The organism is Priestia sp. TRM10, assembly GCF_057808375.1.
Genome location: NZ_JBJZOT010000013.1, coordinates 50,453 through 67,102, shown reverse-complemented (window position 1 = coordinate 67,102; position 16,650 = coordinate 50,453). Strand labels below are relative to the sequence as shown.

The 16,650-nt window shown below is 37.0% G+C and carries 17 protein-coding genes; 7 read left to right on the top strand and 10 right to left on the bottom strand.

The genetic code is table 11. The features are described 5' to 3' along the window. Positions 1 to 165: 165 nt before the first annotated feature. Entirely contained in the window at positions 166 to 1,935 is a 1,770-nt protein-coding gene (locus ACK3CR_RS11620) for a B12-binding domain-containing radical SAM protein (RefSeq protein ID WP_243513991.1), read from the top strand. Positions 1,936 to 1,962: 27 nt separating this feature from the next. On the opposite strand, the gene ACK3CR_RS11615 is transcribed toward ACK3CR_RS11620, so the two are convergent. The 3 genes from ACK3CR_RS11615 to ACK3CR_RS11605 form a co-directional block, all read right to left on the bottom strand. Next, on the bottom strand, positions 1,963 to 2,112 hold the full coding sequence (locus tag ACK3CR_RS11615) for a hypothetical protein (RefSeq protein ID WP_488975468.1): 150 nt from the start codon (positions 2,110 to 2,112) through the stop codon (positions 1,963 to 1,965). Then, a complete protein-coding gene (locus tag ACK3CR_RS11610; RefSeq protein WP_019392891.1) occupies positions 2,102 to 2,278 on the bottom strand; it encodes a hypothetical protein in 177 nt (58 codons plus the stop codon). Before ACK3CR_RS11610 ends, ACK3CR_RS11615 begins: the two co-directional genes overlap by 11 nt. 114 nt (positions 2,279 to 2,392) lie before the next feature. Then, entirely contained in the window at positions 2,393 to 3,754 is a 1,362-nt protein-coding gene (locus ACK3CR_RS11605; RefSeq protein ID WP_243513996.1) for a TrkH family potassium uptake protein, read from the bottom strand. Positions 3,755 to 3,940: 186 nt separating this feature from the next. On the opposite strand from ACK3CR_RS11605, the gene glcD reads away from it, so the two are divergent. Together glcD and ACK3CR_RS11595 are read left to right on the top strand one after the other, a co-directional pair. Beyond that, positions 3,941 to 5,353 (top strand): glycolate oxidase subunit GlcD, encoded by a 1,413-nt coding sequence (gene glcD, locus ACK3CR_RS11600; protein ID WP_488975467.1) that lies wholly within the window; start codon positions 3,941 to 3,943, stop codon positions 5,351 to 5,353. Then, complete coding sequence (locus tag ACK3CR_RS11595) at positions 5,350 to 6,687, top strand: (Fe-S)-binding protein (protein WP_488975466.1); 1,338 nt, start codon at positions 5,350 to 5,352, stop codon at positions 6,685 to 6,687. Before glcD ends, ACK3CR_RS11595 begins: the two co-directional genes overlap by 4 nt. Positions 6,688 to 6,704: 17 nt before the next feature. Here ACK3CR_RS11595 and phaC read toward each other — a convergent pair whose 3' ends face one another. The 3 genes from phaC to phaR form a co-directional block, all read right to left on the bottom strand. Further along, a complete protein-coding gene (gene phaC / locus ACK3CR_RS11590; RefSeq protein ID WP_488975788.1) occupies positions 6,705 to 7,766 on the bottom strand; it encodes a class III poly(R)-hydroxyalkanoic acid synthase subunit PhaC in 1,062 nt (353 codons plus the stop codon). 113 nt (positions 7,767 to 7,879) lie between these two features. Continuing rightward, entirely contained in the window at positions 7,880 to 8,623 is a 744-nt protein-coding gene (gene phbB, locus ACK3CR_RS11585; protein ID WP_243514000.1) for an acetoacetyl-CoA reductase, read from the bottom strand. Between the two features lie 68 nt (positions 8,624 to 8,691). Next, a complete protein-coding gene (gene phaR / locus ACK3CR_RS11580) occupies positions 8,692 to 9,408 on the bottom strand; it encodes a polyhydroxyalkanoic acid synthase subunit PhaR (protein WP_243514001.1) in 717 nt (238 codons plus the stop codon). A gap of 297 nt (positions 9,409 to 9,705) precedes the next feature. Here phaR and phaQ point away from each other — a divergent pair, with 297 nt between their 5' ends. The 3 genes from phaQ to ACK3CR_RS11565 all read left to right on the top strand — a co-directional run bounded on the left by phaQ (position 9,706) and on the right by ACK3CR_RS11565 (position 11,066). Further along, positions 9,706 to 10,146, top strand: a complete 441-nt coding sequence (gene phaQ / locus ACK3CR_RS11575; RefSeq protein ID WP_061803456.1) for a poly-beta-hydroxybutyrate-responsive repressor — start codon at positions 9,706 to 9,708, stop codon at positions 10,144 to 10,146. Positions 10,147 to 10,261: 115 nt separating this feature from the next. Further along, positions 10,262 to 10,774, top strand: coding sequence for a polyhydroxyalkanoic acid inclusion protein PhaP (phaP, locus tag ACK3CR_RS11570; protein ID WP_243514003.1), 513 nt, complete (start codon positions 10,262 to 10,264; stop codon positions 10,772 to 10,774). Between the two features lie 106 nt (positions 10,775 to 10,880). After that, positions 10,881 to 11,066 carry an alpha/beta-type small acid-soluble spore protein gene (locus ACK3CR_RS11565; protein ID WP_019392882.1) on the top strand — a complete coding sequence of 62 codons (186 nt, stop codon included), beginning with the start codon at positions 10,881 to 10,883 and terminating at the stop codon, positions 11,064 to 11,066. Positions 11,067 to 11,113: 47 nt separating this feature from the next. Here the strand turns inward: ACK3CR_RS11565 and ACK3CR_RS11560 are convergent, their stop codons facing one another. The 4 genes from ACK3CR_RS11560 to ACK3CR_RS11545 all read right to left on the bottom strand — a co-directional run bounded on the left by ACK3CR_RS11560 (position 11,114) and on the right by ACK3CR_RS11545 (position 14,921). Further along, positions 11,114 to 12,250, bottom strand: a complete 1,137-nt coding sequence (locus ACK3CR_RS11560; protein WP_430239528.1) for an anti-sigma factor domain-containing protein — start codon at positions 12,248 to 12,250, stop codon at positions 11,114 to 11,116. Continuing rightward, on the bottom strand, positions 12,247 to 12,978 hold the full coding sequence (gene sigI / locus ACK3CR_RS11555) for an RNA polymerase sigma factor SigI (protein WP_243514009.1): 732 nt from the start codon (positions 12,976 to 12,978) through the stop codon (positions 12,247 to 12,249). Before sigI ends, ACK3CR_RS11560 begins: the two co-directional genes overlap by 4 nt. A gap of 218 nt (positions 12,979 to 13,196) precedes the next feature. Then, entirely contained in the window at positions 13,197 to 14,003 is an 807-nt protein-coding gene (locus tag ACK3CR_RS11550; RefSeq protein ID WP_243514012.1) for a TerC family protein, read from the bottom strand. 279 nt (positions 14,004 to 14,282) lie between these two features. Beyond that, positions 14,283 to 14,921, bottom strand: coding sequence for a DedA family protein (locus ACK3CR_RS11545; RefSeq protein ID WP_113754401.1), 639 nt, complete (start codon positions 14,919 to 14,921; stop codon positions 14,283 to 14,285). A 216-nt stretch (positions 14,922 to 15,137) separates the two neighbouring features. Here ACK3CR_RS11545 and ACK3CR_RS11540 point away from each other — a divergent pair, with 216 nt between their 5' ends. Continuing rightward, positions 15,138 to 16,646: a spore germination protein gene (locus ACK3CR_RS11540; protein ID WP_243514015.1), complete on the top strand. Its 1,509-nt coding sequence runs from the start codon at positions 15,138 to 15,140 to the stop codon at positions 16,644 to 16,646. Positions 16,647 to 16,650: the final 4 nt, after the last annotated feature.

Genomic DNA, 16,650 nt, shown 5'->3' with positions numbered 1-16,650 from the left:
ATGTCCATCATACAATCACCACTTAAAGTAAGAAGGAAAGATGATTGCACGTATAGAAAACATCGTTACAAGGCTAAAATGTGATAAAATGAACTATTGATAGGAATTAGTTTACCATTTGTCAACGCGAATTTCACCCTAATTCTAAGGAGGAGTTTCTTTCTTGTGAACATTATTGTCGCAACATTAAATGCTAAATTCATTCATACCAACCTTGCGCTACGCTATTTGAAAGCGTATGCAGAACCTGATTATACAGTGGAAATGGCTGAATATACCATTAAAGATCCTCCAATGAACATTGTGACTGATCTTTACCAAAAGAAACCTGATATTATCGGATTCAGCTGCTACATTTGGAATATTGAAGAAACCATTAAAGTAATAAGCATGATTAAAAAAATTAGTCCCCACACTAAAATTATTTTAGGTGGCCCTGAAGTAACCTATGATGTTACATATTGGCTTGATCGACTTTCTGATGTTGATTTTATTGTTATTGGTGAAGGAGAAAAAACGTTTAAACATCTTCTTGATGAACTTCATGGGCAAGAAAACTTCACAGATGTGAGCGGGATTGCATTTAAAAAGAATGGAAGCTACCATATAAGCCCACAGCGTAATAAAGTAGATTTGCGTGAAATGCCTTCTCCATATCGGTTTGAAGAAGATATTGAAAATCTTTCAAAGCGCGTCGTGTACATTGAGACAAGCCGTGGTTGCCCCTTTAGCTGTCAGTTTTGTCTTTCTTCTATTGAAGTTGGCGTGCGTTATTTTGATCGAGAAAAAGTGAAAGACGATATTCGTTATCTTATGAAAAATGGAGCCAAAACGATTAAGTTCGTAGACCGTACCTTTAACATTAGCAGAAGCTACGCAATGGAAATGTTCCAGTTTTTAATTGATGAGCATATACCAGGAACAGTTTTCCAATTTGAAATAACAGCAGATATTATGAGGCCTGAAGTTATTCAGTTTTTAAATGATAATGCTCCAAAAGGACTGTTTCGCTTTGAGATTGGCGTTCAATCTACAAACGATTCAGTTAATGAACTTGTAAAGAGAAAACAAAACTTTGCTAAACTTACAAGAACAGTTACCATGGTGAAAGAAGGAAGAAAAGTTGATCAGCACTTAGACTTAATTGCAGGACTCCCGGATGAGAATTACGAATCTTTTCGCAATACGTTTAATGACGTTTTCCAACTTCATCCAGAAGAGCTTCAGCTTGGCTTTTTAAAATTGCTTAGAGGAACAGGACTGCGCCTAGAGGCTTCAAAATATGGATATGTGTATATGGATCAAGCTCCTTATGAAATGCTCTCAAATAATGTTCTTTCTTTTGATGAAGTTGTACGTATTAAACAAGTAGAAGATATTTTAGAAAAGTATTGGAATGCCCATCGTATGGATGAAACCATTCATTACTTAGTGAATCACCATTATGAAACCCCATTTGATTTCTTCCAAAGATTTGGAACGTTCTGGGAGGAAAAAGGCTGGAGTCGTATTGGCCATCAGCTTGAAGATTTATTTAAACGTCTTCAAGAATATTTACTAACTGAAGATTTTCCTGAAGAAGACGTAGTACTAGGGTTTATGAAAATAGACTATTTAGCAAACCAGCGCTACAAGCCAAGAAAGCCTTGGTGGCCCTCTAGTGTAGCAAAAGATCATCGTTCAAAGTATTACCAACAAATATTAAAAAATCCGCTCCTACTAGGCAAAGAATTTCAGGAAGAGAAACTTGATGAAAAAGATTTGTACAAGCATACTGTTCTTGAAGTTTTACCATTTGATTACACTAAATATCAAAAAACAGGGGTTTTAACAAAACAAAAAACGCTTGTAATGGCGTATTATGATCAAAAACAACAGAAAACAAAACTCTATATGAGCACGCTTGATTCCTTCAATTTATCAAGCGTAGGATAATTAAAAAGAAGCAGCACGCTGCTTCTTTTACTTTTTCTTACGTTCGCACTCCGCTTTTCGTTCAATGCTTCCTTCATAAGGTTTCATGAAGTTATAGTCCCCAAGCTCAGGACCAAATTCTTCATGCATAGCACTTTCTTTTTCATCTCTTAAATGTTTTTCATTCTTATTCATCATGAAAACTCCCTTTTTTACCTTTTCGGCCTTTCTTAGAGTTACGATTTGCTGCTTTATGGCTGTCTTCTCCACTATACTCTGCAGAGAATTCAGTGTCTGGCATACTTTCAGTTGGAGTTTGATTGTTCGTCTTTGCTGCGTCAAAAGAAACTTTACGCTTTGGCATTTTTTCACCTTCTTTTTTAGATTCTACTTTTAGTTTGGAGCAGTGAAGAGGAAATCATAAGATGAAATAAATAGAAAAAAGCCGAAAAAAGAAGCTCTCTTTTTTCGGCTTTTTTTATCCAATAATAACTCGTTCTTTCGGATAATGGAAATCGGGTTGAGCACCTTTTCCTCTTAAAATAAACAAGCAAAGTAAAATCCCAACGCGACCAATAAACATTAAAATCATAATAATAATCTTGCCAATATTACTCAGGTCTCCTGTAATCCCTGTTGAAAGCCCTGTTGTTCCAAAAGCTGAACAAACTTCAAACATAATATTCACAAGCGGAAACGGCTCAAGGACGCTTAATATAATAACTGAAATAGAGCAAAGTCCAACTCCTATAATTGTTACAACAAGTGATTTTATAATATCTTCTTCATGCAACTCTCTTTTAAAGATACGGACTTGCTTTTTTCCAAGTGCATAGTTATATATAAACAGGATATTAAGAGCAAACGTCGTTGTTCGAATACCTCCTCCTACTGAACTCGGAGAAGCCCCAATAAACATGAGCGCACTTAAAACAAGAAGAGTTGAAGTCGTGAACTCTGAAACGTCCATTGTAGCAAGTCCTCCACTTCTTGTTGAAGATGACTGAAAAAGGGCATAGAAAAAACTTTTATGCCATGATTCTCCTTTTAAGAAATGATTTCCTTCAAGGAGAAGAATAGCAATCGTACCAATCACAAGAAGTAAAAGAAACATAGAAGACGTAAGCTTTGTAAAAAGCGAGAAGCGGAATTTTCGCTTTGATTTTACGTTTAGAAAAAATTGTTTAATCTCAATTAAAACAGGAAAACCAATAGCTCCAAGTGCAATAAGGAAGATATGAATCATTTGCACATAGTAATCATCTGCATATGGAACGAGAGAGTTCCCTGTAATGTCGAAGCCTGCATTTGTTGTCGCACTAACAGACGAGAAAAGCCCTCTTAACAGCGCTTCAGGAAGACTGTGATAATAATATAGGTAGAAATGAATCCCTAAAAGAAGAGCACCAATTAGCTCAACAATAATAATGATAAATAAGATTTGTCTCATTAAGTTTACTAATCCTGATAAATTCGATTGATTTTGATCAGTCATAATAAGCTGGCGCTGTTTCAGTCCAATCTTCTTTCTTGCGATCAACCAAATAAACGTGCTCAACATCATGACACCAAGACCACCAAATTGAAACACAAACATCAATATAAACATTCCTGTTGTGCTGAACGTCTCAACTGTTGAGATGGGAGAAAGTCCTGTTACACTCACGGCGCTGATCGCTACAAAAAGAGTATCAATTGTTGCAACATGTACTCCTTGTTTATGAGCAATTGGTAGACTCAATAGCAAAAAAGAAATGGTGACTGCCACTATGTAAAAAAGCACAATAATTTGTGCAGGTGAAAATTCCCGTACGGTTTTATTATATTTTCTTAATAACATTTTTTGACCTTCTTTCTTCAAACCCACTGCAACATTATTACCACACTTTCTTTCTTATTAAAAGACTTTTTACATAAATTTAAGTTACAATTATAATGTAATGCGCTTTCACAAGTAATCGTTTCGCTAACATCTATTACCATAAGAATTCAATTTCTTGTGGATTGTAAATGGAGGGAAAAACATATGATTTCACCGAAAGCTAGACAACGATTTATCTCTATTGTTGGCCAAGAAAGTTATTACGATTCAAAAGCAGACCTTCTTGCCTATTCATATGATGCTACTCCTGGTTTTCAAGCTCTTCCAGATGCTGTCCTAGCCCCATCATGTACAGAAGACGTCAAAAAAATTGTAGAAATTTGTTCTTCCTCTAACATTCCAATTGTACCAAGGGGCTCAGGAACTAACCTTTGTGGGGGCACCTGTCCAACTCAAGGAGGCATTGTTCTTCTCTTTCATAAGATGAACAAAATTTTAGAAATTGATGAAGATAATTTAACCGCCACTGTTCAACCTGGTGTTATTACCTTAAATTTTATTACAGAAGTAGAAAAAAGAGGGCTTTTCTATCCGCCAGATCCGAGCTCTATGAAAATTTCTACACTCGGTGGCAACATCAGCGAAAATTCTGGAGGTCTTCGCGGCCTAAAGTACGGTGTTACACGAGACTATGTGTTAGGTCTCGAAGTTGTGCTTGCTAACGGAGATATCATCAAAACTGGTGGTAAGCTTGCAAAAGACGTTGCTGGATACGATTTAACCCGCCTTTTTGTTGGATCTGAAGGCACGCTTGGCATTGTTACAGAAGCCACATTAAAGCTCATCCCAAAACCTCAAAGCAAAAAGACTGCGCTTGCTCTTTATAATGATTTAGAAAGTGCTGCACGCTCTGTTTCAAGTATTATTGCCCATAAAATCATTCCTACAACGCTTGAATTTCTAGATCAGCGAACCCTTCAAGTTGTGGAAGATTTTGCTCATATTGGTCTTCCTACAAATGTGGAAGCTGTTCTGCTCATTGAACAAGATGGCCCCTTACATATTGTAGAAAAAGAAATGGATAGCATTGCTTCTCTATGCCAAGCTCACGGCGCCATTTCTGTTGACGTGGCATCTTCAGAAGAGCATGCAGAAGCTTTAAGAACAGCCCGTCGTTCTGCTCTCAGCGCTTTAGCGCGTCTTAAGCCAACAACTATTCTAGAAGATGCAACAGTTCCACGCTCACAAGTAGCGAAAATGGTACTTTCAATTAAAGAAATTGCTCAAAAATATAATCTTACAATTTGCACATTTGGTCATGCAGGTGATGGCAATCTTCACCCTACTTGCCTTACGGATGAACGAAACAAGGAAGAAATGCACCGTGTTGAACAAGCTTTTGAAGACATTTTCGCGCGCGCTCTTGAACTTGGTGGAACAATTACAGGAGAACATGGAGTAGGTGAAATGAAGGCTCCCTATTTAGAATGGAAACTTGGAGAAGAAGGAATAAAGGCGATGCAAAATTTGAAGAAAAGCTTTGATCCTCAAAACATTTTAAATCCTGGTAAGCTGTTTGCCAAAGACACAAAAAAACGGGTGGTTATTTCCTCATGAATAAAACATTACAGATGACTGAAATGATGGAGCGCTTTGCGAAAGAGATGGATAATGATGAACTTCTTAACTGTATGCGCTGCGGATTTTGTCTTCCTTCATGTCCAACATATATTGAATCAGGTTATAAAGAAACACACTCACCACGCGGTCGTATTGCTTTAATGAAAGCTGTCTCAGATGGAATGATAGAACCTGATCAAGATGTCCAGCGCTCATTAGATCTATGCCTTGGCTGCAGAGCTTGCGAACCTGTGTGTCCTTCTGGAGTAAAATATGGTCACCTTCTAGAAGATGCACGGTACATTATAAACCAAACAAAGAAAAAATCTTTCAAAGAAAAAACAGTCCGAAAATTTGTCTTCAATGAACTTTTTCCACACCAAGAGAGGATAAGCCAAGCAACTGGGCTTCTTCATATGTACCAAAAGTCAGGCCTGCAAAAGCTGGCTCGAAAAACCCAATTAATTAACCTTCTTCCCGAGCAGCTAAGAACAATGGAAAAAGTATTGCCTGAAGTTCCAACACGAAAAGAAATAATGAAAAGACCTCGCCATTTGCATGCTGTTGGATATGCTAAAAAGCGTGTAGCCTTTTTTTCAGGTTGCTTAATGGATACTATGTTTTTAAAAACTAATCAAGCAACAGCTGAACTTCTGCAGCTCGCTGGGTGTGAAGTAATAATCCCCTCAACTCAAGTGTGCTGTGGAGCTCTTCACGGGCACAGTGGAGAAAAAGACGGTGCTAAACAACTTGCTAAAAGAAACATCGAGGCTTTTGAAAAAGAGAACGTAGACTATATTATTACAAATGCTGGAGGGTGTGGAGGTTTTCTTATTGATTATGCTCATCTCCTTCAAGATGAAGAAGAATGGAAAAAGCGAGCTCACTCTTTCGTTCATAAACTAAAAGATATCTCTTCCCTCTTAATAGAGCTGGACTTCCATAAAAAAGAGCTTGCCCTCCCACCTCAAATTATTACGTATCAAGATTCTTGTCACTTACGCAATGTGATGAACACACATGAGGAACCAAGAAAGCTATTACGCTCTCTCACTAACGTTTCTTATATCGAAATGGAGAACGCAGAAAGCTGCTGTGGCTCTGCTGGCATCTATAATATTTTAGAATCAGAAATGTCAATGCAAATTCTAGACCGTAAAATGAGCTCTGTGCAAAAAACCCATTGTCAAACTGTTGTAACAGCAAATCCTGGCTGTCTACTCCAAATGAAGCTCGGTATTGAACGAGAAGGACTTAGTGATAAAATAAGAGCTGTTCACTTAGTTGATTTATTAAAAGAAGCTTTGGAATATAAAAAGCATGCTCTTTAAAGAGCATGCTTTTTGTGTTACGAACGTTTCACTAACCAGTCTCCAATGCAAGGATATGTTTCCTTTACAGCTTTTGGTCCAAATACAACTGAAACATGCCCTGTATTTAGAAGCTTAAATTCTTTGTCCTTGCTGGAAATAACGTTCATTAATGATTCTACTTGCTGAGGCATTGCAATATGATCTCGATCTGCCGCAATATTTAAAACGTTTGCTTTAATTTTAGACAAATCTACTTTTCGACCTCTTACAGTGAGTTCCCCTTTGATTAGCTTGTTTTGTTGATAAAAATCGCGAATCCACTGGCGATAAGCTTCACCTGGGAATGGAATACCATCTCCTACCCACTTCTGCATCAGTTTCCAGCTTTCTACAAAACGCTGATTTTCTGATCGATCCATAAGCGTTACGTATGGACCATAGAAGTTCGTAATCGGTTTAAGCATCTTATTCCCAAAATCAATCATATCAGGAGGAATATTGCCAAGTGTATCAACTACTTTATCAAGATTAAAGTAACGTTCATCTAAGAACACACCATAAAGTCCCGTTTCTGAGAAATCAAAAGGACTAGTCATAAAAATAAGGTTCTTAATTGGTAAATCATCATGTAGAGAAGCGAAGATAGACGTCATCGTTCCACCCATACAATATCCTAAGATGGACAAATCACTAGCTCCTGACGTACGCAACACTTTTTTCACTGCTCTTGGAATGTAATCTAAAATATAATCATCAAGCATCATATCTTGGTCTTCAAGCCCAGGAGTGCCCCAATCTAATAGATACACGTCAAATCCGCGATCAAGAAGATATTCTACAAGACTGTTCCCCTTTGTCAAATCAAGAATATACGGTTTATTGATAAGAGCGTATACCATTAAGATAGGTGTACGGTGAGTAGTTTCTTGTTTTGGCACATATCTATAAAGCTTTGCTTTATTCTTCTTCCAAATGGTCTCCTTAGGAGTTAATCCTACTTCAGGCTCGGGTTCTGTTGTTAAAATTTCCACTGCCCGTTTAAAGCGTCGAGCAGAATGTTTATACTCCTTCGGCATTGTAGCTAACAATTTTTCCATCTGCTCTGCATATGGTCTAGTTCCAATTGACACACGTACTCACTCCTTTTCATTTTTTTATATAACCTAACGGAAAGACGCTATCATGTTGCAGACAACGTCTTGATAATCAATTACATATATAAACCGCCGTTAATGCTTAGCTCTTGACCTGTAATATAAGCTCCATCTTGGCACAAGTATAAAACGCCACGAGCAATTTCTTCTGAATGACCGAGACGACGCGCAGGAATTTTTGAAATAACTTGTTCACGTACATTTTCAGGCATAGCCATTACCATTTCTGTCTCAATGAACCCTGGACAAATTGAGTTTACTGTTACGCCTGTGCGTGCAAGCTCTAAAGCTAGAGATTTTGTAAACCCTAACAAACCGGCTTTCGCAGCAGCGTAGTTTGTTTGGCCAAATCCTCCCGCTTGTCCAATGATGGAAGAAATGTTAATTACTCGCCCACCTTCTGATTCTAAAAGGTATGTAAGTGCTGCGGAAGTAGTGTTATAGACGCTATTTAAGTTCACATCAATAACTTTTCTCCAATCCTCTTCCCCAAGCTTCTTAAACGTTCTATCACGTGTAATGCCCGCATTGTTTACTAAAATATCAAGCTGCCCAAATGCTTCTTTTGTTTCTTCAATAAGGCGTTTAGCTTGTTCACTATAAGAAACATCTGCTCCAATAGCAACCGCTGCTCCACCTTCTGCTTCAATTTGCTTTACAATCTCTTCTGCACTTTCTTTGTTGCTGTTATAGTTGACAACAACCTTCACTCCGTTTTTCGCCAATTCCTTTGAAATAGCTGCTCCGATTCCTTTAGATCCACCTGTTACGACTGCTACTTTTCCCTGTAATGAAGTCAACATCATTCTCCCCTTTGTTTTAAACTAGTTGTTTTTTTCTCTTTATCTTGACGTTTTTATACTTAACTTTATTTCTTTGATGAAGATTGCTGTTGTTGCTTTGGTGCGTTTCCAGTCTGTTTTTGATTTTTTGCTTCTCCCTTTTCAGAAGATGCAGCCGTTTCTGCTCCTGCAGATTGCTTCACATTATCTTTAATAACAGACTGAATTTGTTCGTTTTGAGAAGAAAGTTCCTCTCGTAACGTTTCCGGCAACGCTTCCTGTAGTTGCTGTTGCGCTTGTAGAAGTTCCATTACTTGGTCAAGCTTTTTAATCTTTTCGTTTTGAGAAGAAAGTTCCTCCCGCAACGTTTGTGGCAACGTTTCCTGTAATTGCTGTTGCGCTTGTAGGAGTTGAACTACTTGGTCAAGCTTCTTATCTAATGCTTTCACATCAGATTTGATTTTCGTAAATTCTCGTTTGAAGTTTGGCGCATTGCTTTGCTCATCTTCGAGATTATCAAAGCGCTCTTCAAGAAAATCCACCTTTTCTTCCACATTTACAACAAGAGTTGCTACATTTGCAATGTCTTCTTTTGAAGGAATATTAATATGTTCCAAGCATTTTGTTGTTACTTCATTAACAGCTTGCTGGTACTGAAGATTTAAGTTTAATACTTTTCCCATCCAGTCAGAGAATTCATCCTTCTTCATGTTTTCTCCTAAAACCTTTCCCCAGTACGATTCAGTTTTGTCATACATATCCTTCCATGCTAAAAACGGGTCGAATAATTTTTGCTGATCCATTTTCTCCACTCCCTTCTTTTCTCGATGATGACCTTTCCTTGAGAAAAATTGAACAATCTAAAATATGTGGAAAGGGTATATACTCATTATAGAATTCTTTCTAACAATAAACAATTCTAAATTTTTGATATATTTTGATGTTTTTTGTGGAATATTGTCGAAACTCTTCAATTAATTGTTAAACTTCAGAATTTTTTTATTGACACTAACATCATGTAGGTGTAAATTACACTTATAGACATAGAAAAACATTCCATCTACTCATACCAGCTTATTATTCTAGATTGGGGGGGTACGATGTCATCGAAAGAAACAAAACCGAAAAAAGAGGCTGACAAATCGTTAGGTGGAGCGCCAAAAAATTTAATGATTCCGTTTTTACTCCTGAGTTTGCGGGAATGGAATCTACATGGCTATAAGCTTATTCAACAGCTTATGAATTTTGGATTTACATCAATTGATCAAGGGAACGTTTATCGTACTCTTCGTCAGTTGGAAAAAGACGAACTCGTAAAGTCTGAATGGGATACTTCTTCAGACGGCCCAGCAAGACGTATTTATTCTATAACAGAAGCCGGAGAACAGTATTTAACAATCTGGGCTAAGTCTCTTGAGCAATACCAAAGCATGTTAAATTCATTTTTCGATCTTTACGCAAACATGTTTTTCCCTTTCAATTCTTCAAAAAAAGTAGAAAAAGAAGAAGAAAAGCAATCGAAAGAAGATTCACAGGTTTAAAGCTGTGTTTCTAGATACAATGGATCGTGAGATAGACAACTATGATTATTCTTTTTAGATTATTGCACCTTCACGCTCCGCTTACTTTTTCATTATCCAAAGGAGGAAATACGCAATGGCAAACGTTAAGTATGATGCAGTAATCGATATGATGTGGGATCAATGGTCTAAAGGATTTAACAGCCTTCTAGAAGGTAGCAAAAACTTCGAAGAATGGACGCTTAAGGCTCTTTCTGGTCAAAAGCAATTTGTTGAAAAAGCAATGGAACAAGTAGAACAAACAGATGAGCAATGGCAACAAGAACTTCAGGAAGTTCAAGCTCAAACAGTTGAAAACATCCGCAAAACAGCAGGGGAAAGTGTTGCTCAGTCTTATGACCAATGGATGCAACGTGTAAATGAAGCAATGGTAAAAATGAAGCAGCTTTCTTCTGAACAACAAAAAGCTGGTTATAATTTCATTAAGCAAGCTCAAGAACAATATGAAGCATCTGTTCAACAATTTGTGAACGAACATCATAAGCTTCGTATTGAGATGCAATCAGCATCTGAAAATTATATGGATCAACTTAAATCATTCCAAAAAACATTTCTTCAATCAATTGAGCCTTACACATTAGTGAAATAAGCATTTATTCCTTGCTTGGAAAGCGATAACAGGTATTTTTCGTATTGTAACTCCTATACTATAGATACAGCCTGAGAGCTGTAAATGTATAAAAGGAGTGAACGAGATGGCTCGTCGAAATAAATTACTTGTACCGGGTGTTGAAAGCTTTCTTGACCAATATAAATATGAAATTGCTCAAGAGTTTGGTGTAACGCTAGGATCTGATACAGCAGCTCGTGCTAACGGCTCTGTTGGTGGCGAAATCACAAAACGCCTTATTGCACAAGCACAGCAAAACAACCTAAAATAATATAAATGGCAAAAGGCACAAGCGATTGCTTGTGCCTTTCATTTGTGCTATTCTCCTTCTGTTTCTTCCGTTTGATTGCTATTCTCGGTTTCAGTATGAGGTGGAGTGCCTTTTGATCCAGAATGAGGCGGTACAGTTTGGTCGTCTTTTTCTTGCTGCTTAGAAGGTACAGCCGGTTTTTGGTTCCCATCCTCAGGTGTTGAATGTGGAACTTCTGGTTCCTCTTCATTATTTGCTTCACTTTGATTTTCATTTGGCTTTGTTGGTTGAGCATTATCCTCGTCTGTTTCTGTTTCTTCTTCATCCTCGTCTGTTTCTTGTTTAGAATCTTGCTCTTTTTCTTCTGGCTTTGTTTCTTGTTCATCTTTCTCTACATCCTCTTCTGAAGATGTAGGTTCTTCTTCTACATCAGTCTCTTCTTCTTTACTTTCTTCTTTTTCTATTTTTTCATCTTCTTCCGTCTCTTCAGTTGACACTTGATCATCATCTTCAAGTTGTTGATCTTTTGGGTCTTTTTCCGGATCTTTTTCTTCTATATATTTGCCTGCTGAGAGTCCTTTCTTTTGAGCTTCATTTCGCTTCTTAAAGGAACAATCTTTTTGAACAAATTTATATTTTGACTCCCGCCATGTCTTTGTTGAGTCTTTGACAACTTTTGAAAAGTCTTCCTTTTCTTTACTAGCTTCATCTTTATAAGAAGTCGTTACAACAATTTCCTTATTTTTATGAAGATAGCCCTCTTCTTCGCTTTTCTCTAAAATTCGATTTGCTACCTTTTTAAATGACTCGTATTTCCATTTCCTCTTTAACTTTGCAATAATCTCTTTTCCTTCTTTATTATATCCTGTTAGTGAAATTACTTCGTATGACGGATTAACCCCTATTTCAATGCTTGGGTTAATATCGATTGATACATAAGCGAACACTTCTTGTTTGTTTTGACCAAAGGGAATGAAAAATAATAAAAGAGCGGCTGCAATTACTAAGCTTGTAAAAGCCATCCTTCTCCACTTTGAACGCTGCTTTTGCTGATTTTGCCATTTTCTTGATGAATAAAGCTTAACGGGAACTTCTTCGCCAAGCTCATACGTCGCTTTCTCTCGCTTCGCTTTTGCAAATTCACCATCAGGGGTTAGTACAACAATATACTCACGGTTTATATCCATCACAATACCTTTTTTCAAGATGTGAGCACCCCTTTTATATAGTCTTTTAAATACACGTACTCTCCTGCTAAAACTATCGTCATTGCAATAATATATTTTCGGTTGCGCTCAATGGTTTTCCGGCTAACATGAACCCCTTTTTCGATTTTCCCAATTTGAAGCCTTTTTTTCAAAAAGAGCGCTTCTAGTACATCAGGATGACGAACAATCCACTCCGCAACTTCCATTGCATTTTTTCTCGCCTGTTTATGCTTTGGTGTTTCATTCACAATTTCCTCCAATGAGAGACTAAAAAGCTTTAACTGCTCATTGTAGTGAATGATTTCTTCCTTTCTCATTTCTTGCTCAAGCTTTTGTGAATGATAGTTTATCGACAAATCTGCATCATATTGTGTACTATCATCAATTGATGGGTCCTGCAGCTGACGTGAACGAACTTCTTTGCGTATATAGTCAATAACACGTCTTTTTATCACTAATTCGCAGAAACTTAAGAAAGAACTTCCTTTTGCAACGGTATATTTTTCGATAGCTTCGTGAAAAGCAATGAGACCAATACTAAATTCATCGTCTGTTTCATATATGTAGCGTTTGCACACGCTCGACACCGTTTTTGCAATAAACGGCTTATACTGTTCTAAAAGCTCGTTCTGCACAATATCATCACCACTCTGAGCCTGTATAACAAGCTCTTCTACCGTGTGTTTCCGTTTCACGCCAAATAGAATGCTCAGCATTGATCTCACCTTCTTTTCATAAAGTATTCGCGACTAATGTCCTATTTCAGGGTATATTCCAAGTAATTGTTTATTATACATTAACACTTAAAAGGTGACTATACGCAAAAAGATGTGCTTTTTCCACAATCTCACATAAAAAAAGAGAGTAATGACACATGCTTTTTTACTTAGCACACTCATTGCTCTCTTTCACTATCTTGTATAAATAACTTCCTTAAATGAAGTTAGTATGTTGCTTCTTTTTTCTGGTCCTTTTCATGTGAAGGCTCTTTTTTAGATAAGAACCATCCACCAAGACCAATTAAAACTAACACAATCCAGAATGAAATTTTCCATAGTTTTGATTCAGGGAAGTGTTCATTAATGATCCCTAACTCTGGATGTGCCAATGTGTAAACAGCAAGTTTTACACCAACCCAGCCTACAATTAGAAAGGCAGCTGTCTCAAGACCTGGACGTGTTTTCAGAAGCTTCACAAATGCATTTGCAGCAAAACGCATAATAATTAAACCAATTAATCCTCCGAGGAAGATGATAGCAAATTGTCCTCCGTCAAGGCCTCCAATTTCAGGGAAAGTTGTTGGAGGTAACGTTACCGCTAAAGCTACTGCAGCTAAGATCGAATCAACAGCAAACGCAATGTCTGCAAGTTCAACTTTTAAAACTGTAACCCAGAAACCAGATTTTGCTCGCTTCTTATTAAGCGTTTCCTCATCTGGTTCTTCATGTTCATCGCTTTTCTTCTTAACAAATTTCTTAAACAAATGGTTAAATGCAATAAACAATAAGTAAATCGCTCCAATTGCTTGAACTTGCCAAACATCAACAAGGAAAGAAATAATGAATAATGAACCAAGACGAAAAACAAAGGCCCCCGCTAATCCATAAAACAATGCTTTTTTGCGTTGATCATCAGGCAAGTGCTTAACCATAATAGCAAGCACAAGTGCATTATCTGCTGCCAGTACTCCTTCTAAAACAATTAAGACAAGTAACACCCAGCCATACTCAAGTAATAGTGATGTATCCAATCCTTTTGCTCCTCTCTTTTTTGCCTTTCTATCTATAGTTGCTATTCCCTACGTAAAGGTTTAAAACACATAAAAAAGACCTTTGCCAAATATGGCAAAGGTCTTGCTAAGCATATATATGCCAATACAGCCGATGAACACAATGTTCATGTAATGACGACTATATTTCAGGTTTCCCTGACGCTACTCCCCTTTACGTGGAAGGAATTTATATTTTATTATAATTTTATTCTAAATGGATATGACTTACATGTCAACAAAAAATATAGGCTTTTTTATTTATTCTGTTTTTTTAGACGTGAAGTCTTTTACATTGTATTTTTCATAAGCTTTCTTTCGCTTCTTTTTGATAAGAGCATAAATAACAATAAGAACAACCACGCCAAGAATAACTTCCCACTTATATTCATCAAGAAGTTTGGAAGCAATCTCTTTACCTTGATCTCCGAACTTATAGCCAATATATACATAAAAGAATGTTGTAGGAAGCATCGCTAAGAAGGTATAAACACTAAACACCCAAACGTTCATTTTTGCCATCCCACAAGGAATAGAAATCAATGTTCGAATTCCCGGAAGAAATCGTCCTGTAAAGGCAACAATTGCTCCATGCTTTTGGAAAAAAGCATCTGCTGCATTAATTTGTTTGTCTTTAATAAAAAAGAACCTGCCAAACCTTTGCAGAAAAGGGCGGCCTCCGTATCGACCTACAGCATATAGAGTAAGTGGACCTGTTACTCCTCCAATTGTTCCAGCCAAAACGGTTAACCATAAATTCATATCTCCATCTTGTACCCATGTTCCTGCTAAAGGTAAAACAAGCTCTGCTGGTACGAATTCAAATGTCAAAGCAAGCATAATTCCAAAGTAGGAAAGACTTTTAAAATACTCAATAAAATCTAAAATCATCTGCTCCATGAAGGAAACATTCACCACCTATTTTATTTAAAATCCAATATTTATCATAAAGAAAAGTTTCTTAATATACAAGCTATAAAACGAACGGGATGAAAGAAAGTTTCGCTTTTATCTTCAAATGTTGACAACTTTTTTATTCTTTTCTCTATATTTTGTATAAGGAAGAAAAAAGCAACAAAGAATATAGCCAATGATAAATGCAACGGGGGATTTTATATGTTTTCATGGCTTAGAGGCTCATCCAAAAAAGAAGAAATAAGACTTTCTGTTCCACAAGCATTCGATATTCTCCATTCATCAAGTGATTTTTTACCTGTTTCAATTGGAGAGGATGAAAACATATTTGTTTTGTCTTATTATAAATCTCTCATTGATGCTCAAGATTTACAAGAGCAGTTTATTTGTAGTGTAAAACGCGCTCGCGATGATATCAAAACACTCAAAGATTTAAAGACATATATCCCATATGAAGATGTCACTATTACATCAGATGGAAAAAAAGTAATGGATAAGTTGCTTGAAGGCTATATTGCTTTTCAAATACATACAGAACAAAAAGAATGTGCACTTATTAAAGTTCTGAATATTGAAGGCGGCTTTCGAACCGAAAACGATACTGAAAATGAATTTAGTGTAACAGGCCCAAAGCTTGGATTTGTGGAAGATCTTGATATGAATTTATATATGTTACGGAAGACTTTCGTAACAGAAAGGCTATCATTTAAAGAAGTTTCTCTTGGTAATTTATCCAAATCACGTATTGTCATTGTTTATGTAGAAGGCATTACAAATGAGAAGCATATTGAAAATGCAACAGAGCGAATCAACAATATTGATTTTGATGTTGTGTTTGATGGCTCTCTTCTTGATCAGCTTCTTTCAGATAACCAAAACACCCCTTTTCCACTTTTCCTTGGAACAGAACGGATTGATCGTGCCATCCAGACACTCATAAATGGCCAGCTTGTTATTTTCACAAGTGGTTCACCTTATGCAATTACAGGTCCTTCATCTCTATTTGATTTTTTCATTTCACCTGAAGACTATTATTTACCTTGGATGATCGGCTCTTTTCTAAGAGTGACCCGTTTTTTTGCTGTAGCTTTTTCCATTTTTGCGAGTGCTATGTATGTTGCCGTATTAACGTTTCACTACGAAATGATTCCAAAAGACCTGCTTGGTCCTCTTGTTTATTCAAGAGCAAATGTTCCATTTCCACCTGTACTCGAAGTGCTCTTTTTAGAAATTACCATTGAGCTCCTTCGTGAAGCAGGAGCACGGTTACCTACTAAAATCGGCCAAACGCTTGGTATTGTCGGAGGTATTGTGATCGGGCAAGCGTCTGTGGAAGCATCGTTAACAAGTAGTGTATTGTTAATTATCGTCGCCTTAGCAGCTCTCGCTTCTTTCACAACACCTACTTCACGCATGTCTAATACAATTCGTCTGTTGCGTTTCCCTTTCATTATTTTAGCCGCTTTTTTAGGTGGATTAGGAATTGTGATCGGAATTGTCTTTTTACTCGTTCACTTAATGCGCCTTCAGTCGCTCACAAGTCCTTATCTCGCTCCCCTATATCCGTTCCGTTCAAAAGATATGTGGGGATTTCTGTTTCGCCCACCGTATAACCTCTCAATTGCAAGACCAGCTTATTTAAGACCTCTTTCCAAATGGAGATATAATCCGAAAAGAGGAAATAAAACAAAAGATATAGACAAGGAATGAACAA